The sequence below is a fragment of the Xanthomonas hortorum pv. pelargonii genome, assembly GCF_024499015.1.
Classification (GTDB): Bacteria; Pseudomonadota; Gammaproteobacteria; order Xanthomonadales; family Xanthomonadaceae; genus Xanthomonas; species Xanthomonas hortorum_B.
Window position 1 is genome coordinate 4,791,409 of sequence record NZ_CP098604.1, and the last position, 22,617, is coordinate 4,814,025.

General features: G+C 63.4%; 16 protein-coding genes, 1 tRNA gene and 1 pseudogene. 15 read left to right on the top strand and 3 right to left on the bottom strand.

The features are described 5' to 3' along the window. Positions 1-4: 4 nt before the first annotated feature. The 5 genes and pseudogenes from NDY25_RS20520 (at position 5) to NDY25_RS20540 (ending at position 8,708) form a co-directional block, all read left to right on the top strand. Positions 5-2,386, top strand: coding sequence for a glycoside hydrolase family 95 protein (locus tag NDY25_RS20520; protein WP_251754976.1), 2,382 nt, complete (start codon positions 5-7; stop codon positions 2,384-2,386). Next, on the top strand, positions 2,383-3,876 hold the full coding sequence (xylB, locus tag NDY25_RS20525) for a xylulokinase (protein WP_168957838.1): 1,494 nt from the start codon (positions 2,383-2,385) through the stop codon (positions 3,874-3,876). The genes NDY25_RS20520 and xylB overlap by 4 nt, the downstream gene beginning before the upstream one ends. Positions 3,877-3,924: 48 nt before the next feature. Beyond that, positions 3,925-5,262 carry a xylose isomerase gene (xylA, locus tag NDY25_RS20530; protein WP_168957837.1) on the top strand — a complete coding sequence of 446 codons (1,338 nt, stop codon included), beginning with the start codon at positions 3,925-3,927 and terminating at the stop codon, positions 5,260-5,262. 85 nt (positions 5,263-5,347) lie between these two features. Next, positions 5,348-6,775 (top strand): sugar porter family MFS transporter, encoded by a 1,428-nt coding sequence (locus tag NDY25_RS20535; RefSeq protein ID WP_162498271.1) that lies wholly within the window; start codon positions 5,348-5,350, stop codon positions 6,773-6,775. 384 nt (positions 6,776-7,159) lie between these two features. Continuing rightward, positions 7,160-8,708: pseudogene (locus tag NDY25_RS20540) on the top strand (MASE1 domain-containing protein). Positions 8,709-9,525: 817 nt separating this feature from the next. On the opposite strand, the gene NDY25_RS20550 reads toward NDY25_RS20540, so the two are convergent. Beyond that, positions 9,526-9,750 carry a hypothetical protein gene (locus tag NDY25_RS20550; protein ID WP_168957835.1) on the bottom strand — a complete coding sequence of 75 codons (225 nt, stop codon included), beginning with the start codon at positions 9,748-9,750 and terminating at the stop codon, positions 9,526-9,528. A gap of 220 nt (positions 9,751-9,970) precedes the next feature. Here NDY25_RS20550 and NDY25_RS20555 point away from each other — a divergent pair, with 220 nt between their 5' ends. Then, positions 9,971-11,131, top strand: a complete 1,161-nt coding sequence (locus NDY25_RS20555; RefSeq protein ID WP_168957834.1) for an N-acetylmuramoyl-L-alanine amidase — start codon at positions 9,971-9,973, stop codon at positions 11,129-11,131. A 35-nt stretch (positions 11,132-11,166) separates the two neighbouring features. Further along, positions 11,167-12,090, top strand: coding sequence for a GTP cyclohydrolase FolE2 (folE2, locus tag NDY25_RS20560; RefSeq protein ID WP_168957833.1), 924 nt, complete (start codon positions 11,167-11,169; stop codon positions 12,088-12,090). A gap of 439 nt (positions 12,091-12,529) precedes the next feature. On the opposite strand, the gene NDY25_RS20565 is transcribed toward folE2, so the two are convergent. Further along, a tRNA-Glu gene (locus NDY25_RS20565) sits at positions 12,530-12,604 on the bottom strand. Between the two features lie 48 nt (positions 12,605-12,652). Here NDY25_RS20565 and pcnB point away from each other — a divergent pair. From pcnB to NDY25_RS20605, 8 genes are all read left to right on the top strand, one after another. Continuing rightward, entirely contained in the window at positions 12,653-14,020 is a 1,368-nt protein-coding gene (gene pcnB / locus NDY25_RS20570; protein WP_256627652.1) for a polynucleotide adenylyltransferase PcnB, read from the top strand. A gap of 3 nt (positions 14,021-14,023) precedes the next feature. Then, positions 14,024-14,509 (top strand): 2-amino-4-hydroxy-6-hydroxymethyldihydropteridine diphosphokinase, encoded by a 486-nt coding sequence (gene folK / locus NDY25_RS20575; protein ID WP_168957832.1) that lies wholly within the window; start codon positions 14,024-14,026, stop codon positions 14,507-14,509. A gap of 35 nt (positions 14,510-14,544) precedes the next feature. Next, positions 14,545-15,360 (top strand): 3-methyl-2-oxobutanoate hydroxymethyltransferase, encoded by an 816-nt coding sequence (gene panB, locus NDY25_RS20580; protein WP_168957831.1) that lies wholly within the window; start codon positions 14,545-14,547, stop codon positions 15,358-15,360. After that, complete coding sequence (panC, locus tag NDY25_RS20585) at positions 15,357-16,199, top strand: pantoate--beta-alanine ligase (RefSeq protein ID WP_168957830.1); 843 nt, start codon at positions 15,357-15,359, stop codon at positions 16,197-16,199. The genes panB and panC overlap by 4 nt, the downstream gene beginning before the upstream one ends. A 109-nt stretch (positions 16,200-16,308) precedes the next feature. After that, positions 16,309-16,689, top strand: a complete 381-nt coding sequence (gene panD / locus NDY25_RS20590) for an aspartate 1-decarboxylase (RefSeq protein ID WP_055823618.1) — start codon at positions 16,309-16,311, stop codon at positions 16,687-16,689. Then, a complete protein-coding gene (gene pgi / locus NDY25_RS20595) occupies positions 16,686-18,200 on the top strand; it encodes a glucose-6-phosphate isomerase (RefSeq protein WP_168957829.1) in 1,515 nt (504 codons plus the stop codon). The genes panD and pgi overlap by 4 nt, the downstream gene beginning before the upstream one ends. Positions 18,201-18,412: 212 nt before the next feature. Beyond that, positions 18,413-18,757: a type II toxin-antitoxin system Phd/YefM family antitoxin gene (locus tag NDY25_RS20600; protein WP_168957828.1), complete on the top strand. Its 345-nt coding sequence runs from the start codon at positions 18,413-18,415 to the stop codon at positions 18,755-18,757. A gap of 3 nt (positions 18,758-18,760) precedes the next feature. Then, the gene (locus NDY25_RS20605; protein ID WP_251755085.1) at positions 18,761-19,387 is read left to right on the top strand and encodes an ATPase; all 627 of its coding nucleotides are present in this window, start codon (positions 18,761-18,763) and stop codon (positions 19,385-19,387) included. Between the two features lie 922 nt (positions 19,388-20,309). Here the strand turns inward: NDY25_RS20605 and NDY25_RS20610 are convergent. Next, positions 20,310-22,265 (bottom strand): PhoX family protein, encoded by a 1,956-nt coding sequence (locus NDY25_RS20610; protein ID WP_168957826.1) that lies wholly within the window; start codon positions 22,263-22,265, stop codon positions 20,310-20,312. Positions 22,266-22,617 lie beyond the last annotated feature (352 nt).

Consider the following 22,617-nt stretch of genomic DNA (forward strand, 5'->3'; position numbering starts at 1 on the left):
GCACGTGCTGACCCGCAGGGAAGTCTGCAAGGCAACCGGTGCCGCACTCGCGGTGCTGGGTGCTGCGCCGGCGGCTTCCGCTGTTGCTGCGCCTGCCAAGGCAGCCGGCAAGCAATCGCTGCCTGCCGCCGCTGCGGGCGATGCCTTGCAGCTCTGGTATCGCGAACCGGCCAACGAATGGGTACAGGCCTTGCCGGTCGGCAACGGCCGGCTGGGCGCGATGGTGTGGGGCGGCATTGCCCACGAGCGCCTGCAACTCAACGAAGACACGTTGTACGCAGGCGGCCCGTACGACGCCACCAGCCCCGAGGCGCTGGCGGCGTTGCCACAGGTGCGTGCGCTGATCTTTGCCGGGCGTTATGCCGAAGCCGAAGCACTGGCCGACGCCAAGTTGCTCTCGCGTCCGCTCAAGCAGATGCCATATCAACCGCTGGGCGATCTGCTGCTGGATTTCGACCGTGCCGACGGCATCAGCGAGTACCGCCGTCAGCTCGATCTGGATACCGGCGTTGCCACCACCACATTCCGTTCCGGCGGCGCTGTGCACCGGCGCGAGGTGTTCGTGTCGGCGCAATCGCAGTGCATCGTGGTGCGCCTGTCGTGCGATCGCCCCCGTGCGATTTCCTTGCGCGTGGGCATCGATAGCCCGCAGACCGGGGAGGTCACGGTGGAGCAGGGCAGCCTGCTGTTCAGCGGTCGCAACGGCAGCTTCGCCGGTATCGACGGCAAGCTGCGCTTTGCGTTGCGCGTGTTGCCGCAGATCAAGGGCGGCACGGTCAGCGATCTGCGCGACCGCTTGCGCATCGAGGGCGCCGATGAAGTGGTGCTGCTGCTCACTGCCGCCACCAGCTACCAACGCTACGACGCCGTCGATGGCGACCCGCTCGCGCTGACTGCAGCGAGTTTGAAAAAAGCAGGCAAGCTGGACTACGCCGCATTGCTGCGTGCGCATCTGGCCGATCATCAGCGGCTTTTCCGGCGCGTGGCAATCGACCTGGGCACCAGCGAAGCAGCGGCGCTGCCCACCGACGAACGCGTGCTGGCCTTCGCCAAGGGCAACGATCCGGCAATGGCGGCGCTGTATCACCAGTTCGGCCGCTATCTGCTGATCTGCAGCTCGCGGCCCGGTTCGCAGCCGGCCAATCTGCAGGGCATCTGGAACGACCTGATGCAGCCGCCGTGGGAAAGCAAGTACACCATCAACATCAACACCGAGATGAACTACTGGCCCAGCGAGGCCAACGCGCTGCACGAATGCGTCGAACCGCTGGAATCCATGTTGTTCGATCTGGCCAAAACCGGGGCGCACACCGCACGCGCGATGTACGACGCACCCGGTTGGGTGGTGCACAACAACACCGATCTGTGGCGCCAGGCCGGGCCGATCGATGGTGCCAAGTGGAGCCTGTGGCCGATGGGCGGCGCGTGGCTGCTGCAACAGCTGTGGGACCGCTGGGATTACGGCCGCGACCGCGCCTATCTGGGCAAGATCTATCCCTTGTTCAAGGGCGCGGCGGAGTTTTTCGTCGCTACGTTGGTCAAGGATCCGCAAACCGGTGCGATGGTGACCAATCCATCGATGTCGCCGGAAAACCAGCATCCGTTCAACGCTGCGCTGTGTGCCGGCCCCACCATGGACGCGCAACTGCTGCGCGATCTGTTCGCGCAATGCATCGCCATGAGCAAGCTGCTCAAGGTCGACGACGCCTTTGCGCAACAGCTGAGCACGCTGCGCGAGCAACTGCCGCCCAACCGCATCGGCAAGGCAGGGCAGTTGCAGGAATGGCAGCAGGACTGGGATATGCAGGCGCCGGAGATCCATCACCGTCACGTCTCGCATCTTTACGCCCTGCATCCTTCGAGCCAGATCAATTTGCGCGATACGCCCGAGCTTGCCGCTGCAGCCAAGCGCACGCTGGAAACACGTGGCGACAACACCACCGGCTGGGGCATCGGCTGGCGCCTGAATCTGTGGGCACGTCTGGCCGATGGCGAGCATGCGTATCGCATCCTGCAATTGCTGATTTCGCCCGAGCGCACCTACCCGAATCTGTTCGACGCGCATCCGCCGTTCCAGATCGATGGCAACTTCGGCGGCACCGCCGGCATCACCGAGATGCTGTTACAAAGTTGGGGTGGCAGCGTGTTCTTGCTGCCCGCATTGCCCAGTGCCTGGCCGCGCGGCAGTGTGCGCGGCTTGCGCGTGCGCGGCGGTGCCAGCGTGGACCTGGAATGGGACGGCGGTCGCCTGCAGCAGGCACGCGTACACAGCGACCGTGGCGGGCGCTATCAACTGTCTTACGCAGGGCAGACCCTGGACCTGGAACTGGGCGCCGGTCGCACCCAGCAGGTCGGCCTCAACAACAACCGATTGGTGACGCAATGAGCTTGTACATAGGACTGGATGTGGGCACGCAGAGCGTCAAGCTGGTGGCCTACGATCCGCAAGAGCGCGCCGTGGTGGCCACCATCGCCGCACCCATGGAACTGATCAGCCGCGACGACGGCACCCGCGAGCAGCAGGCGCAGTGGTGGATCGACGGCATCGTGCATTGCTTCGCGCAGCTCGACGGCGAGCTGCGTGCGCAGGTGCGCGGCATCTCGGTGTCCGGCCAGCAGCATGGCTTTGTGCCGGTGGCCGCCGATGGCAGCGTCACCGCACCGGTGAAGCTGTGGTGCGACACCAGCACCGCGCGGGAGTGCGACGAGATCATGGATGCGGTGGGCGGCGTGGCCGGCAGTGTGGCCACCGCAGGCAACCCGATCATGGCCGGCTATACCGCCTCCAAATTGCCGTGGACGCGCAAGCATCGCCCCGAAGCGTACGCGGCGATGACCACGGTGATGCTGCCGCACGATTACGTGAACTTCTGGCTCACCGGCGAGCGTTTTGCCGAAGTGGGCGATGCCTCCGGCACCGGCTGGCTGGATGTGCGTACGCGGCAGTGGTCCGAGCGCATGCTCGGCGCGGTCGATGCGCAGCGTGATCTGCGCGCTGCATTGCCGCCGCTGGTGGAAACCGGCGCGGTGTATGCGTTGTCCGACGCAGCTGCAGAGGCGCTGAATCTGCCCGCCGGCGTGCGGGTCACCACCGGCGGTGGCGACAACATGATGGCCGCGATCGGCACCGGCAATGTCGTGCCGGGTCGCCTGACCATGAGCCTGGGTACTTCCGGCACCTTGTTCGCGTATGCCGATCACCCGGTGGTGGACGACGACGCACGCTGGGCCGCGTTCTGCTCGTCCAGCGGCGGCTGGCTGCCGCTGATCTGCACGATGAACTGCACCGTCGCCACCGAGGCGGTGATGCAGATGTTCTCCATCACCCGCGAACAGACCGAAGCGCTGATCGCCAGCACCACACCGGGCGCCGATGGCCTGGTGTTGTTGCCGTTCTTCAACGGCGAGCGCACCCCGAATCTGCCGTCCGCACGCGGCTGCCTGTTCGGCATGGAGTTGCACAACACCACGCCGGCGCACTTCTATCGCGCCGCGATGGAAGGAGCGACCTACAGCCTGCGCAACGGCTTCGACGCCTTCGTTGCCGCAGGCCTGCAGTTCGACACCATCCTGCTCACCGGCGGCGGCAGCAAGAGCGCGCAGTGGCGGCAGATGGTGGCCGATATCTTCAATCTGCAGGTCGTGGTGCCGACCCAGCCCGAGGGGGCCGCATTCGGTGCCGCGCTGCAGGCGTTGTGGGCGTGCGATCGCGACGATGGCGGTGCAGACGCCTTGTCGGATGTGGTGCTGGAGCATCTGCAGATCGACGAGGCGCTATCGGCACGCCCGGATCCGCAGCGCGTGGCCCAGTATCAGCAGCATTACCAGAACTTCCTCAAGCACCTGCAGGTCGTCAGCCCGCTCTACGCCGGCTGATCGACAACACCCTTTACAACTCCCCCAGCAGCAAGGACATCTCACCCCATGAGCAACACCGTCTACATCGGCGCCAAAGAATATTTCCCCGGCATCGGTAAGATCGGCTTCGAAGGCCGCGATTCTGACAACCCGCTGGCCTTCAAGGTCTACGACGCCAACAAGCAGATCGGCGACAAGACCATGGCCGAGCATCTGCGCTTTGCCGTGGCCTACTGGCACAGCTTCTGCGGCAACGGCGCCGATCCGTTCGGCCCGGGCACGCGTGCGTACCCGTGGGATATCGGCAACACCGCGTTGAATCGCGCCGAAGCCAAGGCCGATGCCGCGTTCGAATTCTTCACCAAGCTCGGCGTGCCGTACTACTGCTTCCATGACATCGACCTGTCGCCGGATGCCGACGACATCGATGAGTACGAAAGCAACCTCAAGCACATGGTGGGTATCGCCAAGCAGCGCCAGGCCGATACCGGCGTCAAGCTGTTGTGGGGCACGGCGAACCTGTTCTCGCACCCGCGCTACATGAATGGTGCCTCGACCAATCCGGACTTCAATGTGGTGGCGCGTGCAGCGGTGCAGGTCAAAGCTGCGATCGATGCAACCGTCGAGTTGGGCGGCGAGAACTACGTGTTCTGGGGCGGCCGCGAAGGCTATGCCTGCCTGCACAACACGCAGATGAAGCGCGAGCAGGACAACATGGCGCGCTTCCTCACCCTGGCACGCGACTACGGGCGTGCGATCGGGTTCACCGGCAACTTCCTGATCGAACCCAAGCCGATGGAGCCGATGAAGCACCAGTACGACTTCGACAGCGCCACAGTGATCGGCTTCCTGCGCCAGCACGGCCTGGACCAGGATTTCAAGCTCAATATCGAAGCCAACCACGCCACGCTCTCGGGTCATAGCTTCGAGCACGATCTGCAAGTCGCCTCCGATGCCGGCCTGCTCGGCAGCATCGACGCCAACCGCGGCAATCCGCAGAATGGCTGGGATACCGACCAGTTCCCGACCGACCTGTACGACACCGTCGGCGCGATGCTGGTGGTGCTGCGGCAGGGCGGGCTGGCACCGGGCGGTTTGAATTTCGATGCCAAGGTGCGGCGCGAATCGTCCGATCCGCAGGATCTGTTCCTGGCGCACATCGGCGGCATGGACGCGTTCGCACGCGGGCTGGAAGTGGCCAACGCGCTGCTGACGTCCTCGCCGTTGGAGCAGTGGCGCGCCGAGCGTTACGCCAGCTTCGACAGCGGCGCCGGTGCGGCATTCGCCGATGGCACCAGCACGCTGGTGGATGTGGCAAATCATGCGGCCGGCAATGAACCAAAGCAGATCAGCGGCCGCCAGGAAGCCTACGAGAACCTGATCAATCAGTATCTGACGCGTTGATGTCCCGTGGCCGGCGGCGCATTGCGTCGCCGGCCGATGCCGGCCACCCCCATGGCCGCTCCTTTGCATGCTTCCAGGTGAATCCATGTCCAGTGTCTCCGTAAACGGCGCCCCCGATGCCGGTGAGAACACCCGTTTTATCGTCCTGATCAGTTGCGTAGCCACGATCGGCGGATTTTTGTTCGGTTTCGATAGCGGCGTGATCAACGGCACTGTCGATGGCCTGAAGCAGACCTTCAATTCCAGTGCCGCCGAGACCGGGTTCGAAGTCGCCTCGATGCTGCTGGGTTGCGCCATCGGCGCCTTCTTTGCCGGCCGCCTGGCCGACCGCTGGGGCCGCCGCGCGGTCCTGATCATTTCTGCAGCGCTGTTCCTGCTCTCGGCCATTGGCGCCGGTGCCTCGCACAGCTCCGGCTTTTTCATCTTCGCTCGCGTGATGGGCGGCTTTGCGGTGGGCGCGGCCAGCGTCATCTCACCGGCCTACATCGCCGAGGTCGCCTCCGCGCGCTATCGCGGCCGGCTCGCCACCATGCAGCAGATCGCCATCATCAGCGGGCTGTTCTGCGCGTTCCTAAGCAACTACCTGCTGGCCAACGCCGCCGGTGCCTCCACCGAGCCGCTGTGGGGCGGGCAGGCCGCATGGCGCTGGATGTTCTGGATGCAGGCGATTCCCTCGCTGGCGTTCCTGTTATTGCTGCTGGTCATCCCGGAGAGCCCGCGCTACCTGGTGGTGAAGGGCCGTCGCGAGCAGGCGCTGGTGGTGCTCAAGCGGCTGTACGGCAACGCCGCCGCCCAGACCAAGCTGACCGAAATCTCGGCGTCCATGTCGGCCGACCAGCACAAGCCCAAGTTCTCCGACCTGATCAACAAGGCCACCGGCAAGGTCCGCTCCATCGTCTGGATCGGCGTGGGCCTGGCAGTGTTCCAGCAACTGGTCGGCATCAACGTGGTGTTCTACTACGGCGCGGTGCTGTGGCAGGCGGTGGGCTTCTCCGAGCAGGATGCACTGCTGATCAACGTGCTCTCCGGTGGCCTCAGCATCGGCGCCTGCCTGGTCACGGTGATGCTGGTCGACAAGATCGGCCGCAAGCCGCTGCTGTGGATCGGTTCGGTCGGTATGGCGGTGTCGCTGGCCCTGGTGACCTATGCCTTCGCCACCGCCTCGCTGGATGCCACCGGCAAGCTCGCCATGTCCGATGCCATGGGCATGCTCGCGCTGGTGGCCGCCAACGTCTACGTGGTGTTCTTCAACGCCTCGTGGGGCCCGGTGATGTGGGTGATGCTGGGCGAGATGTTCCCCAACCAGATCCGCGGCTCGGGCCTGGCGATCGCCGGTGCCGCGCAGTGGACCTCCAACTTCGCCATCACCGTCAGCTTCCCGATCCTGCTCGGCAGCATTGGTCTAGCCGGCGCCTACGGCATCTACACCGTCGCCGCCTTCATCTCGGTGTTCTTCGTCCTCAAGTACGTCTACGAGACCAAGGGCAAAGAGCTGGAGCAGATGGAAGGCTGATTCTGTCTGTTATGCCGATATCGGCATGGAAGACGAACAAGGCCGCGCAATGCGCGGCCTTGTTCGTTGATGATCCCGTCTGAGGTCTTGCCGATGTCTCGCATGCCCTGCATCGCTGCAAGCGCCTCAATGACCTGGCTGTCATCGTGGAGCTGGATTGGGTGCATGCGCCTTCTCGTGACTGCCTGTTGCTCTGGCCTGTGCTGTATGAGGCTGCTTGTTTCCTGCGTGGCCCAACGCACCAGCAAAGTGCAATGCACGTCTTCCACGGCGATAACCGCCTGGAAGCACACTGGCTCTTTTGCAAATTGTGCGCCACCGCTATACTCCAACAGGCAGTTTCCCTCCAGACTAGGGCGAATCGTGGAACCAAGGAGCGGTGGTATGGCGGTAGTAAGGGAAATCTTTAGGGGCGCGCTGGTTAGCGCTTGCTATTGCCTAGCATTCCTGTCGCTTTGGTATTGCTCCATCGACCAGTGGTACCTACCTGTCGGCTTGCGTGTTGTAACCTTGCTATTCAGACCTTATCGCGAGTGGCCATTCCTGTTGGCAGGAGATGCGGCCGCAATGCTTTGGCTGCGTGTTCCACTTTCGCAACGTCAGGGATACGATCTGACATGGGCATACATAAGTCCGCTTGTTCATGCCCCCATGATCGCGTTCGTCATTTGGTTGGCACGCCATCATGCCAGTAAGCTGCTTCAGCAGACTCCTTTCTTAATTCCATTGGCGATTGCCATTGGGTTTTTTAATTCATTGTGGAGCATTGTCCTTAATGCCAGCCTTGGTGGGCCGAGCACGGACAAAGTCCTGGAATTCCTTATTCGCTATTGGTTGGGAAGCTATCTGGGGATATTGATTTTCTTGCTTCCGGTTATGTTGTGGTCACCTCGAAAACGAGAGCCAGCGCGCATAGACCTGCCCCGAGATCTTGGAGTGTCGGTTGTCGTCATTCTTGTGCTTTTCTATATCCTCGGCTACACGCGGGAGCCATTACTTCGAGAGATGCTGATGGCTGCGCTGATAGGGCCTGCGATTGTCTTGACGCGTCGTCACGGGTGGACAGGGACCGCTCTCGGGACGCTGCTTGCAAACTTCGCTTTGGCAATAACCTTGCCAAAGACGTATGAAATTGGATATTACAATCAGAGCCTTTTCGAAGTTCAAATTTTCCATGTAATTGTCAGTACCTTTTTATTCGTCTTTGGCGTACGGTTCGTCAGGCCGTTGAAGCGATTTGACACTATCGGGCGAATTAAAGCGGATGCTCAAAAGGCCATTCAAGCTAGTTATCTCGCGGCTGAGCGAACATTGCGGGATCGGGTTGTGGAATACTCCGATATCAACGTTCAGATGAATAGGATGCGTAAATCGGTCGTGGCAGATCTTCGGGAGCGTGGTCACCATGCGGCAGCAATGGAGATAACACGCGTGGCCGTTCTGGAGTCGCAACTTCTACATGAATATGTTGCGGCTTTATATCCATTGGAAATTGAAACGCATGGCCTGTTTCGAACGCTGCGTTCGGCTGCGTTTGAGAGGTTGAATTCCACCAAGCTCGACTGTCTATTGCAGGGGATTGTCAGCAGCTTTCGCTTGGACTGCAGCTTGCGGCTTATCGCTGCACACTGAACGCATTGGAACTTTTGCCTGCGTCCAATAAGCATTTCATACATGCGCGTGTCTGGCGCGGTAGAGGGGGCAAGGGATCGTCATGAGAGTTTTCGCCGATACTTCTTTGGTAGATTCCGTGCGGCGTGAATCCCCTGAGGACGAACATGAATTTCGGGCCCGGCTTAAGTCGCATGGCGGCTTGTTTCGTCGCCGCCATGCGTTAGTACTTACCTTCCTCGTGGCCGAGACATCTGCTGTTACCGCGTTGGAGAGACCTTCCAGCGTTCCGCGTTGGCTTTCCGCTCGACATGCACGGTAAAGTGTGCAGTCTGGTATACCATTTGCGCGTTAGGTCCTAGCTCAGTCGCAGACGTTGCCGACGAATTTGCCCAAATTGTATTAGCTGCCGGTACTGTGACGCGATCAGCATCCTTGCCCATCGGCAGTACCCAAAGCGCATTGTCAACGCGTGCGACCACTGCTCTAACTCCCCGGCGACGTCATTGATTTGCAGATATGTCACGCCGTCACGTTGGAACTCGTAGATCGACCAAGCGGGATCTAAGGTGAGGTTGGCAGCTGCAGGGCTACGTTCCCCCAATCCCGTTGTTGCTTGGGCGCCTACACCGCCTGCGCAGCATCCGCCAGTTTGAGCCGAGACTTGGCCTGCCATCAAAGCGCAGGCCAGGACACACATAACCTTCAACGTATTTGCTTTAACTTCCATGGGTTTCGCCTTCCCCTGCTAGGGGCGATTTTGCCTGCAATTCAGGCTCGCCTACGGTACGTCCATACGGCTATTCGGTGTTGTGTTTGTCGCAAAAATTACTGGACTAAAGTGATGCTGCCTCGATGCGTTTTCGCGTGTGAGTTGGCACAAGCTTTTGCACTGCTCTAGGCTACTTCAAATTGCTAATTCACCGAAGTGTCCGCTAAGAGTATTCAGAGTCATTTATTTGACATGTTTATAAAGCGCGGGGCGCTGATCCAGGTGCGCGGCTGCATTGCGGTTTTATTGGGCAGTAGTGACTCATCGCAAGGTGTAATCTCATCTTGTCTCGTCAGACGGAGATATTGCTCAGTTCGGTAGAAGTGTGGCTGTGCAAAGGCGTTCTGAAGGCCTTGGTGTTATTGAATTAATGCTCCGGCCCTAGATCCATCCGAGCACGTTCGAACCACTCAATCACGTGCTGGTGATGCGCCTGGCCCCAGCGACGCAGGAATTGCTGGGTGTGGTGATCGTTGGAGTTGCGCAGGCTGGTCAGGCGCTCGGCGATGAAGGGAGCGATCAGTGGCTGTGCGCAGTCGACCTCGATGCAGTGGCGCCAGGCGGTGTAGCTGTCGGGAAGGGGGGCAGACATTGGGCGGGCTCCGGTAGGCGAGGAAATGAACGTGAAGACGCAGGTGAGCAAGCACGGGCTTGCTTTTGCGCTTTGAGTGTTACTTTATAACACTTCATCTCCATTGCTCAGCCTGGCCTCCCGTGTCGTGTTCAATGCCGTTGTGCATGTGCTCCAAGTCGAGTCGGTCACCACACCGGAGGTGGCGACGCCGCTGTACCGATCGTCCGGGAAGGGCGCCATGAAGCGGCGGCAGTTGCTGCAGACCGCCGGCGCGGCGCTGGTGCTGTCGCCGGGCCTGGGCTATGCGCAAGGGCTTCCGGCGCTGCGCAGCTGTAGCGTGCAACAGCACGATGAGGCACTGCGGCTTCGACTCGAATTGAGCGCGCAGGTCGCCTACCGCAGCTTTCATCTGTCCGATCCTGAGCGCTTGGTCATCGACCTGTCCGGCGTCTCGACCCAGTCGCTGCGGATCGATCCATTGCCTGGCGGCCTCGCAGTCGTCGCGATTCGCAGCGGTCCGCAGATGGACGGATTGCGCGTGGTGCTCGATCTGGCGCAGCCGCTGGCAGCGACTGCGCGGTGGGAGGGCAATGCGCTGGTGCTGGATCTTGCTGCGTCTTCCGGCACTGGGTCGTTGTCCGCCGCCGGTCGAAGCGATCCGTCCGTCGCAGCGGCGGTGCCCACACGTTCGCGCCTGCACCCCTACGTGGTCGCCATCGACGCCGGCCACGGCGGCAAGGATCCCGGCGCGGTCAGTGCCGATGCGCGCTACGAGAAGCATGTGGCCATGGCGGTCGCGGGGCGTCTGCACCAGCGTCTGGCGGCCGATCCGCGTTACCGGCCGACGATGATCCGCAGCGACGATCGCTTCGTGCCGCTGCATGAGCGGGTGTTGATCGCCCATCGCCACAACGCCGATCTGTTCGTCTCCATTCACGCCGATGCTGCGCCCAACAGCGAAGCACGCGGTGCCTCGGTGTTCGCGCTGTCGCAGAACGGCGCCAGCTCCGCATTGGCGCGCTGGATCGCCGATAGCGAGAACGCCGCCGACGACATGGGAGATAGTGCGCGCCGTTTGCGGGTGCCGAGCAATCCGGTGTTGTCGCAGGTGCTGGCCGATCTGTCGCTGAGCGGCACCATCGCCAGCAGCCTGCAGTTCGGCAGCTTGATGCTCGGCCGTCTGCAGCAGGTGACACGGCTGCATCAGAACCAGGTCGGGCAGGCCGGCTTTGCGGTGTTGAAGTCGCCGGATATCCCCTCGCTGCTCGTGGAAACCGGCTTCATGAGCAATCGCGACGATTGCCGGCGGCTGTGTGGCGATGCGCATCAGGACGAACTTGCGCAGACCTTGCATGCCGGCATCGACGATTACTTTCAGGCATTTCCCGGTCGCGCCTGAGGCGCGATCTCTTCCCCTCATTCAACGAGCTTTCGATGTCCGCCACGCTTCCCGATGTTGCCGTTACCGAACTTTCCACGTTGAGCGCGCCGCTGCGTTGGGTGGGCATGCAGGACATCGCCATGCCGGTGCGCCTGGACGAAGCCGAGCCAAGCGGAACTGTGGCCGCGCGCGCCACTGTGCAGGTGGATCTGCCACAGCCCGAGCGCAAGGGCATCCATATGTCGCGGTTGTATCGATTGCTCGATCAGCACCTGGAGCAACCGTTGTCGCCGGCGATGCTGTCGCATTTGCTGCAGGCCATGATCGACAGCCACGCCGATTGCGGAAGCCGCGCGGCGCGCGTGTCGCTGGCTTTCGAGTTGATGCTGCGGATGCCGGCATTGCTGAGCGAAGGGTTGGCCGGTTGGCGCGCGTATCCGGTGCGGATCGATGCGCAATGCAGGGCGGGGCGCAGCCATGTGCGTCTGCAGATCGATGTGCTCTACGCCTCTACATGCCCATGCTCTGCGGCGTTATCGCGCCAGTTGCTGAGCGAGGCGTTCTTGCAGCAACACGCCGGGCGTGAGGCACTGCCGCCGGAAGACGTTGCGCACTGGCTGCAACATCACGGCTCGTACGCCACGCCGCATAGCCAGCGCAGTGTGGCGCAGGTGCGCGTGGACCTGATCGCCTGCACGCAGCGATTCGATATCCGCGAGCTGGTCGCGCTATGCGAACAAGCGTTGGCTACGCCGGTACAGGCAGCAGTGCGGCGCATCGACGAGCAGGCGTTTGCGCGCTTGAACGGCGCCAACCTGATGTATGTCGAAGACGCCGCGCGGCGTCTGCGCAAGGTGCTGGCCGAGCGCTATGCCAACTTCCATGTGGCTGTTCGCCATTTCGAAAGTCTGCATGCCCACGACGCGGTTGCCGAGACCGACAGCGCTGCCGAGGGCTTTCATCCATTTGCCGATTGAGGGATTGCCATGCCGTGCAAGAATTCGCTGCGTTGTGCGCCACTTCCACGCAAGTGTGGTGTCGATCTTCCGACGATGCGTAGTAGGCAAGTCACCGCGCAAGCGTGCGTCTTGGTCGGTCCGTACATGGTCATGCGCGCCAACGCGGTCGGTACGAATACGAGGATGCGCCGCTGCTGATCGGCAGCGATGTTGAGGAACGTCTTCGGCATGTTCGCAGCAAGCCACGCAGCGCCTGCAAACGACCTCGACCGGTGAACGTCTCAGCACGGCAGGCTCGCACTCTCTGACGCGGTGGCTCAGGCGCCTCTCGCGTCTTGGCTTCGAGCTGCAGCGACTGCGCAATGCAGTGCAGACCCACTGCGCGATGACGCCTGCGCCACAACGCAAAAGCCCCGCAATGCGGGGCCCTGGCGTTTTTTCTGCAGTAAGACGGGAGTGGTGCTCCCTAGGGGGCTCGAACCCCTGTTTTAGCCTTGAGAGGGCCACGTCCTAACCATTAGACGAAGGGAGCGTTTTGTCGCGTCCTGTGCAGCGGGCTAGTATAGTGTGGCAACAGCCGTTGGGCAATCCTGCAACACAAAACGGAAACGCCATCATCGAACCCTCAGTTACATCTCCGTTCACGCTGCGCGTCATTCCACGCGACCAGCACACCATCTCGCGCAAGGACATCAGCCCAAACGAGCTGCGCGTGCTGTACCGCCTGCGCGAATCGGGCTTTGGCGCCTACCTGGTCGGCGGCGCGGTCCGTGACCTTTTGGTTGGCGGGCATCCCAAGGATTTCGACGTCGCCACCAGCGCCACGCCGGAAGAAGTCAAAGCGCTGTTCCGCAACTGTCGTTTGATCGGCCGCCGCTTCCGCCTGGCGCATGTGGTGTTCGGCCGCGAGATCATCGAAGTGGCCACGTTCCGCGCCAACGTCGATGACGGCAGCGGCGACCGCGAACTGGATAACGGCCGGCTGGTGCGCGACAACGTCTACGGCAGCATCGAAGACGACGCGATCCGCCGCGACTTCACCTGCAATGCCTTGTACTACGCGATCGAAGATTTTTCGGTGCGCGACTATTGCGGCGGCTTCGAAGACGTGCAGGCGCGTCTGATGAAGTTGATCGGCGACCCGGAGCTGCGTTACCAGGAAGATCCGGTGCGCATGCTGCGCGCGGTGCGCCTGGCCGCCAAACTCAACTTCGATATCGAAGCAGGCACCGCAGAACCCATTCCGCGCCTGGCCGGGCTGTTGTCCGAAGCTGCGCCAGCGCGCTTGTTCGAAGAAATTCTCAAGCTGTTCCTGTCCGGGCACGGCGTCGCCAGTTTCGAAGGCCTGGAGCGGTACGGCCTGCTCGGTGCGCTGTTTCCCGAAAGTGCCGCAGCACTGAAATCCAACCGTAGCGGCGCATTGCGCGCCATGGTGCTGGAAGGCCTGCGCAATACCGATGCGCGCGTGGCCAACGACGAGCCGGTGTCACCCGCATTCCTGTTCGCCTTGCTGCTGTGGCCGGCCTTCTGCCGCACCTTGATGGGTCTGCAGGCGCAGGGCGTGCAGCCGGAAGACGCGCAGCGTCGCGCGGCCGACCGGGTCACCTTGCATCAGCTCGAGCGCGTCGCCTTGCCGCGCCGTTTCTCGCTGCCGATGCAGGAAATCTGGCTGCTGCAGACGCGCTTTTCCTCGCGTCAGCGCAAGCGCGTGTTCCGCACCTTGTCGCATCCGCGTTTTCGCGCCGCGTTCGATTTTCTGGTGCTGCGCCAGTTTGCTTCGCCGGATCACGCCGCCGACGTGGAGTTCTGGCGCGAGGCGCAGAAGTCGTCTGGCCAGGAGCTGGTCGATGCGATCGAAACCGCGCAGGTCGATCAGGAAGGCGAAGAGGGCGCACCACGCAAGCGCCGTCGCCGCCGTCGTCGCACCGGCGCCCCTGCAGGCGAGTAGGGCATGCACACCGCCTTTGTCGGCCTGGGTGCCAACCTGGGCCCGGCCGAGGCCAGCGTGCGCGCCGCCATCGCCGCGCTCGGCGCGTTGCCGCAGTCCACGTTGATTGCGGCCTCGCGCCTGTATTGCACGCCGGCCTGGGGCCGCGAGGACCAGCCCGATTTCATCAACGCCGTGGCGCAGTTGCGTACCACGTTGGCGCCGCTGCAGTTGCTGGACGCTTTACTCGGCATCGAGCAGGCCTTCGGCCGGCAGCGCCAGGCCGGCGAGCGCTGGGGCCCGCGCACGCTGGACCTAGATCTGCTGCTGTATGCCGATCAGGTGATCGACCTGCCGCGCCTGCAGGTGCCGCATCCGCATCTGCAGGTGCGCGCCTTCGCGCTGTTGCCGCTGTCCGAGCTGGCTCCGGAGGCGATCATTCCTGGGCATGGAACAGTGCGGCACGCCCTGCAATCGATCCAGGTCAGCGGGCTGGAGCCGATTGGGTAGATAATGGCCGGCTTATCACCCCACGTAATGACTTCATGAGCAGCCATACCGACAGCAAGCCCTGGACCGTGCCCGCCTTGGCGCAGGCCAAGCGCGACGGTCGAAAACTGGTCATGTTGACCGCGTACGACGCCGGCTTTGCGCGCACTTTCGATGCCAATGGCGTGGACCTGATTCTGGTCGGCGATTCGCTGGGCATGGTGGTGCAGGGGCATACCTCCACGCTGCCGGTGACCACCGCCGATATGGTCTATCACACCGCCTCGGTCGCACGTGCGCTGGAGCGTGCGTTGCTGGTAGCCGATCTGTCGTTCCAGGCCGATGCCACGCCCGAGCGTGCGCTGGACGCGGCCACCCAGCTGCTGCAGGCCGGCGCGGAGATGGTCAAGCTCGAAGGCGCCGGCCACAAGCTCGAGGTCATCCGCTATCTGGTCGAGCGCGAGATCCCGGTCTGCTCGCATCTGGGGCTGACCCCGCAATCGGTGCTGCGCTTCGGCGGCTACAAGGTGCAGGGACGTGGCGAAGCCGGCGAGCAGTTGCGTCGCGATGCGCAGGCGGTGGTCGATGCTGGCGCCAGCCTGGTCGTATTGGAATGCGTGCCGACCCCGATCGCCGCGCAGATCAGCGCCGAACTCAGTGTGCCCACCATCGGCATCGGTGCCGGCCCCGGCTGCGATGGCCAGGTACTGGTGATGCACGACATGCTGGGCCTGGACAGCGGCCATCGCCGCCCCAAGTTCGTGAAAGATTTCCTCGCCGAAGGCGGCTCGGTCGCAGGCGCGGTACGCGCGTATGCGCAAGCCGTGCGCGACGGCAGCTTTCCCGATGCAGAGCACGCGTACGCCGCATGATTCAGACCATTACCGATCTTTCCACCCTGCGCGCACTGGTCACCGGCTGGAAGCGTGAGGGCTTGCGCGTGGCGCTGGTGCCGACCATGGGCAACCTGCACGCCGGCCATTATTCACTGGTGATGCTGGCGCGCCAGTACGCCGACCGTGTGGTCTCGAGCGTGTTCGTCAACCCAACCCAGTTCGGCCCGAACGAAGACTTCGCGCGGTACCCGCGTACGCCCGAGTCCGATCTGCGCGGGCTGGAAGACGCTGGCTGCGATGCGCTGTGGCTGCCGGATGTGGACACCATGTATCCGCTGGGCACCGCATTGGCCACGCCGATCCATGCGCCTGGCGTCAGCGACGTGCTGGAAGGCGTGTGCCGGCCGGGGCACTTCGATGGCGTGTGCACCGTGGTGGCGCGGTTGTTCAACCAGGTGCAGCCGGACGTGGCCGCCTTCGGCAAGAAGGACTATCAGCAGCTGGCGGTGATCCGTCAGATGGTGGCCGACCTGGCGTTTCCGATCGAGATCCTGGGCGGCAGCATCGTGCGCGAGGCCGATGGCCTGGCGATGAGCTCGCGCAACCAGTACCTGACCGCCGACGAGCGCCCGCGCTCGGCGCAGATCCGCAAAGTGTTGTTGCAGATGCGCGAGCGCTATGCCGCCGGTACGCCGCGTGCGCAAGTCGAACAGACCGCCACCCAGGCGCTGGAACAGGCCGGTTTCCGCGTCGATTACGCGGTGGTGCGTCTGCCCGACCTCAGCGAGCCGGGCGACAGCAACACCGGCGCACGCGTGGCCCTGATCGCCGCTCGTCTAGGCAACACCCGGTTGATCGATAATCTGGAATTCTGAGAGCCACTGCTGTGGCCGGTTTGAAGCCCTCACCACCGACCGCGCTGCAGGCCGGTCGGCGCGGGCGCTTTCCGCTAAAATGCCGGCTTTCCTTTAGCCGTTGCCCGTCATGCACCTGTCCCTGCTGAAAGCCAAGATCCACCGCGCCACCGTCACCCACTCCGAGCTCAATTACGAAGGCTCGATCGCCATCGACGGCCTGCTGCTGGAAGCCACCGGCATCCGCGAGTTCGAACAGGTGCATATCTGGGACGTCACCAACGGTGCGCGTTTCAGCACCTATGCCATCCGTGCCGACGAAGGCAGCGGCATCATCTCGCTCAACGGCGGCGCCGCGCGTCACGTGCAGGTCGGCGATCTGATCATCGTTGCCGCCTTCGCCAGCATGAGCGAAGACGAAGCCAAGACCTTTCAACCCAATCTGGTATATGTGGACGCGCACAACGCGATCTCCCACACCAACCACAGCATCCCCACGCAGGCCGCATGACACACACCAACGGATTCGACGCGCTTCACGCCCACGCCCAGCGCCTGCGCGGCGCTGCCATCCCCGCATTGCTTGCCGCCGAGCCGCCACGGCCGACGCAGTACGCCAGGCAAGTCGGTCCGTTGTATTTCAACTTCGCGCGGCAGAAGTACGACCGCGCCGCGCTCGATGCCTTGTTCGCCATTGCGCGCGAGCGTGATCTGGCCGGCGCGTTCCAGCGCCTGTTCCGCGGCGAGCAGGTCAATGTCACCGAACAACGCGCTGCCTTGCATACCGCGTTGCGTGGCGATCTGACCGACGCTCCGGTGGCCTCCGAAGCGTATGCAACGGCTGCCGAAGTGCGTCAACGCATGGGCGCATTGATCGCGCAGCTGGAAGCCACCGACGTCACCGATATCGTCAGTGTCGGCATCGGTGGCTCCGACCTGGGTCCGCGCCTGGTGGCCGATGCCTTGCGTGCGCCGTCGGGTGCGCGTTTTCGCGTGCATTTCGTCTCCAATGTCGATGGCGCGGCGATGCAGCGCACCCTGGCGACGCTGGACCCGGCGCACACCGCCGGCATCCTGATTTCCAAGACCTTCGGCACCCAGGAAACCTTGCTCAACGGCAGCATCCTGCATGCCTGGTTGGGCGGCAGCGAGCGGCTGTATGCGGTCAGTGCGAACCCGGAGCGTGCAGCAAAGGCCTTCGATATCGCGCCAAGCCGCGTGCTGCCGATGTGGGACTGGGTTGGCGGGCGTTATTCGCTGTGGTCGGCGGTGGGTTTCCCGATCGCCCTGGCGATCGGCTTCGAACGTTTCGAGCAATTGCTCGAAGGCGCAGCGCAGTTCGATGCGCATGCGCTCAACACGCCGCTGGAAGAGAACATCGCGGTGCTGCACGGGCTCACTGCCGTGTGGAATCGCAACCTGCTCGGCAGTGCGACGCATGCGGTGATGACCTACGACCAGCGTCTGGCTTTGCTGCCGGCGTATTTGCAGCAGCTGGTGATGGAAAGCCTGGGCAAGCGGGTCAAGCTCGATGGTTCTGCGGTGGATAGCGACACCGTGTCGGTGTGGTGGGGCGGTGCGGGCACCGATGTGCAGCACAGTTTCTTCCAGGCGCTGCACCAGGGCACCAGCGTGGTGCCAGCCGATTTCATCGGTACCGTGCATAACGATGATCCATACGCAGAAAACCATGTCGCCCTGATGGCCAACGTGTTGGCCCAGACCGAGGCGCTGGCCAACGGCCAGGACAGCAGCGATCCGCACCGCAGCTATCCGGGCGGCCGCCCGAGTACGGTGATCCTGCTCGATGCGCTCACCCCGCAATCGCTGGGCGCGCTGATCTCGATGTACGAGCACAGCGTGTACGTGCAATCGGTGATGTGGGGCATCAATGCGTTCGACCAGTTCGGTGTGGAGCTGGGCAAGCAATTGGCCAGCCAGTTGCTGCCGGCGCTGAAGGGCGAGTCGGCCGACGTGGCAGACCCGGTGACGCGCGAGCTGCTGTCCAAGCTGCGCGGCTGAGCAGTCGCGCAGCGGTAGCGTGCTGGACAACGAGGCCTTCGGGCCTCGTTGTCGTTTGGGGGAAGCGGGACGGTGCGCGAGTGCATGCGCCCTGCAGCCTGCAGGCCCGCTCTCTGCGCCGGCATAGGCTGGTCTGGCTAAAATGGCCAAATTACCAAAAATGGTAAATTTTGGAGTAGGCTGATACCCGTCACTCCTTGCAGGACCGTCCGATGCCACACCCGCAGGATCTGCCCGGCCTGGAAAAATCTCCTGCCGCCGACATCAAGGTCAAGGGCTGGCCCAGCCTGATGCGCAAGGTGCGCACGCATGGCGCAGTGGTCATCACCAACCACAATCACCCCGAAGCGGTGGTGGTGGATGCGGAGGAATACCGGCGCCTGGTGCGTCAGGCAAGCGCGGCCGCCGATGCATCGACGCGGGCGCAATCGCTGCAGGCATTGCAGCTGAAGTTCGATGCGCATCTTGCGGCGGTGACTGAAGGCGCGGGCCTGGCTGCGGTGATCAGCAAGCCCGCAAGCCGGGGCAGGAAGATCACCCTGGGTCCGTCGCTCTAGGTCGTGGGAAATATCCTGGTGCTGGCCGGTGTCAACGGCGCCGGCAAGAGTTCGTTGCTGGGCAGCTTGTTGCGGGAAGACGGCGCCACCTGGTTCAACCCGGACGCGTTCACCAGGCAACTGGTGGAGCAGGGTTGGGCGCTCGAAGAGGCCAACGCACAAGCCTGGCAGGAAGGCGTGCGGCGGCTACGCCAGGCGATGGCCGATGGCCGCGATTACGCGTTCGAAACCACGCTTGGCGCAACGACCATCCCGCGCCTGCTGCGCGAGGCTTGCGCGCAACACACGGTGGTGGTGTGGTTCTGCGGTTTGTCGACGGTGGAGCTGCACCTCGAACGCGTCGCAGCGCGGGTTGCCGCTGGCGGGCATGCCATTGCCGAGCACAAGATCCGCGAACGCTTCGATGCTTCGCGTGCGAATCTGATCGCTCTGTTGCCGCATCTGGCGGTGCTGCACGTCTACGACAACAGCGCGCCGGCCGATGCGGCGGGGCAGGCCGAGCCGCTGCTGGTGCTGGAACTGGATCGTGCCGGCTTGCATTACCCGACAACGTTGGAGGAATTGGCGCAGGTGCCCGACTGGGCAAAGCCCATCGTGATGGCGGCATTGGAGATGCGCCGCGCGTTTTGAGCAGAGTATCCGGGCGGACATGCGCGAGTCGCCTGCCTGATTGAAGATAGGAGCGGCTAGTAAAACTGCTTCATACCGGTCTACTGCAGGCCGGCTGATCTGCGGCCTGGCTGCAGGGCCCTTGCGCGCCCGCCATCGGGGGACACGCTGCAAGTACGGACTGGTTGAACAATGTAGATAGATCACTTGTAGAGCAGATGATCTTCAGCTTGGCTGCAGGGCCCTTGCCCGCCCGCCATCGGGGGACACGCTGCAAGTACGGACTGGTTGAACAATGTAGATAGATCACTTGTAGAGCAGGTGATCTTCAGCTTTGCTGCAGGGCCCTTGCCCGCCCACCATCGCGGGACACGCTGCAAGTACGTCCTTGTAAGCTCTTACGCGGCATCCATGCCGCGTAAGGTCCCGCGACGGTGGGCGGGCAAGGACCCGTCGAGATTGTCGGTGTGCATGGTTTTAAACAAAGCAACCGATCAACTCTCTGGTGCGGTGTCCTCACCGATTGCGGGACCGTGTGGCGGCATGGATACCGCCACCGAGCCTCCATGGACGGATTCACGGCGTGTCCCGCGAGCGGTGAGGGCACAGTGCCCTCGACGCACTCGACTTCTTCGCGTTTGCTGCAGGGCCCTTGCCCGCCCACCATCGCGGGACACGCCGCAAGTACGTCCATGTAGGCTCTTACGCGGCCTCCATGCCGCGTAAGGTCCCGCGACGGTGGGCGGGCAAGGACCAGTCGAGATGGTCGGTATGCTTAGCTCTTCTCAAAGCGATCAGCAAACTGTCTGGTGCGGTGAGGGCATCGCACGCTCGACCGACTCACGCGCCCTCACACAAGCGCCCGTCGCGCAGTTGATACAACGGACGAAAGACCATGCCGCTCGCAGCGCTTTGCCGCACTGCGAGCGACGAGGCCGTGCGCTTAGGCCTTGCCCAACTTCACCGCCACCGGGTCACCGGTGAGATAGCCCACCGCCGCGCCGAAGCGGTTCTTGTAGTTGGCGCGGATCAGCGGATCCAGGGTCGCCTTGACGGTGTCGTGCAGCGGGCTTTCCCAGTCGCCGGGGTGCTGGAAATTACTCATCACGTAGGTCCAGCCGTGGATCTCGTCGACTGCATGCAGACCGGTGGATTCGGCGCCGGCAGGCACCGACAGCACACGCGTCAGCGTGCCGCTGTCCACGTTGTAGGCCCACAGGAAATTGTTGACGTGCAGGCTGCTGTCTTCGCCGATGAACAGGGTGCGCAGGCTTTCGGAGAACTTGAGGTTGTCCGGGTTGGCCAGGCGTTCCGGGTCGGCCAGGTTGCCCAGCGCATCGGCCTTAGCCAGGTCGTGGCCGGTCAGCGCGGCCGGAGCGGCCATGTCGATCGGTACCCACTCGCTGTGAATCGGCGCGCCGCTGCTGTCGTGGCGGCCGCCGCGCAGGTTGAGCGCATACACCGCACCGGAGTCCGGGCCTTGTACTTTCACATCGCCCGAGCCGTCGCGCATGCTGGTGACGATGTAGGACATCGCCATGTAGGCGATCTTGTCGCGGGCATTGACGGTGGTGCCTTCGAGTTTGGTGAAGCCCAGGCTGCCGCCGGCCAGCGCCGCGTAGCGATGGGTTTCCAGATAGGTGGCTGCCTTCTCCATGCCGGGCTTGATGCGGATCCAGTTGAAGGTGCCGTTGAACGGGATCTTGGTGAAGGAGGCATCGCCCGGGTCGCTCAGATGCACGTCGAGGATGTCGGCGGCGGTGAGGCGATCGGCCAGGGCCTGGATTTCGGCGCTGGTGGCGTGGCCGAGCTTGATCCAGCTCAGCGTGGCGGCGCCCGGGCCGACGCCCGAGGTCTGGTGCCATTTGCCGACGTACAGCGTGCCGGCCGATAGATCCGCCTTGCGGTCGGCAATGAACATGAACAACCCGCCGTTGGTGGCGTCGTCGCCCATCAGCACGGTGCGTTGGTCGGGCATCACCTGCACCAGTTCGTGCGAGATGCGGCCCAGGCAATAGTGCTTGCGTACGCTGCCCGTGCCGTCCGGGTGCACGGTGATCTCCGGCAGGTGGCCGTAGTGGTACGGATTGGCTTTCTCCGGATCGCCGTACAGATGGGTGCTGTAGCTGCGGAACTGGGTGTTGCCGGCCAGCGCGGTGGCGTCGGGTTCGTACTCTTCGCTGGACAGGTGGGTATTCCACGGCGACAGGCTGGCGCCGCAGGTGGTCCACAGCCCATGCACCGGCGCGGTGTCCACGTTGTGGTACTTCACCAGCGACAGCTTGCCGGTAGCCGGGTCCTGATCCAGCGTCAGCACCGCGATCGGCGCCGGCAAATGGCGGTTGGTGTCGTTGCCGGCCTGGTCGCGGGTGGTGTATTCGAACTGCACCACCGCAAACACGTGATTGCCCTTGACCCCGGGCACCTTGGCATTGGGCAGGGTCAGCAGCGAGGAGCCGTCCGGGCAATCGGAAAAGAACGGGCGTTCGGCACCGGGTTTGGAGCGGTCGATGATCGGCCGGTGCTGGATGTCGTAATAGCCGCCAGCCAGCACGCTGCCGCCCTTGCCGTCTGGTACCTGGTCGCCGGTGACGAAGAACGGGTGATAGGCCAGGTCGTAGCGTTGGGTGCTGCCGTCGCTACGGGCGATGGTCAGTGCCGAGCCGACCGTGGTGGTGGCCATGGCAGCCGGGTTGGCCAGACTGGGCGCGGGCATGCCATGGAACGTGGCCGAGACCAACTGGGTCGGATTTTCCGAGGGCCGTAACGGGCGTGCAGCCAAGGCGGCGCCACCGAGTTGCTGCAGGGCGGCGGCACTGGCGCTGCCGAGCGGCAACAGGGGGACGGACGCCAGCAGTTGCATGAGGCGGCGGCGGGCGGGATCGGGGGAGGCAGACATCGAAACTCCAGGCAAAGACAACGATCAACGATGGCCTGCGGCGCATCGGCAAGCCGGTCACGCTAGGCCGGCCGTATGACAGTTGTTTGACGACGGGCTCACCCGTTGGCTGGGGTTTGGATGTGCGCATCGCAGCGGACCCGACCACGCTGTATCGATACGGTCCGGCTGCGCATCCCTGACAGCACCGAGTGGTGCGATGCAACAAAGTGCACGTTTGTCGAATGCCAAGCAGCGCGCTGGATTCGGCGGTTTTCCGTGGTTTGACAGGTGCTGCCGGTATTCCAAGGCTATAGCCGCGGCCAATAAGTTGCCGGCCATTTGGCATACGGGCTGGCGCGGTTGACAGGGT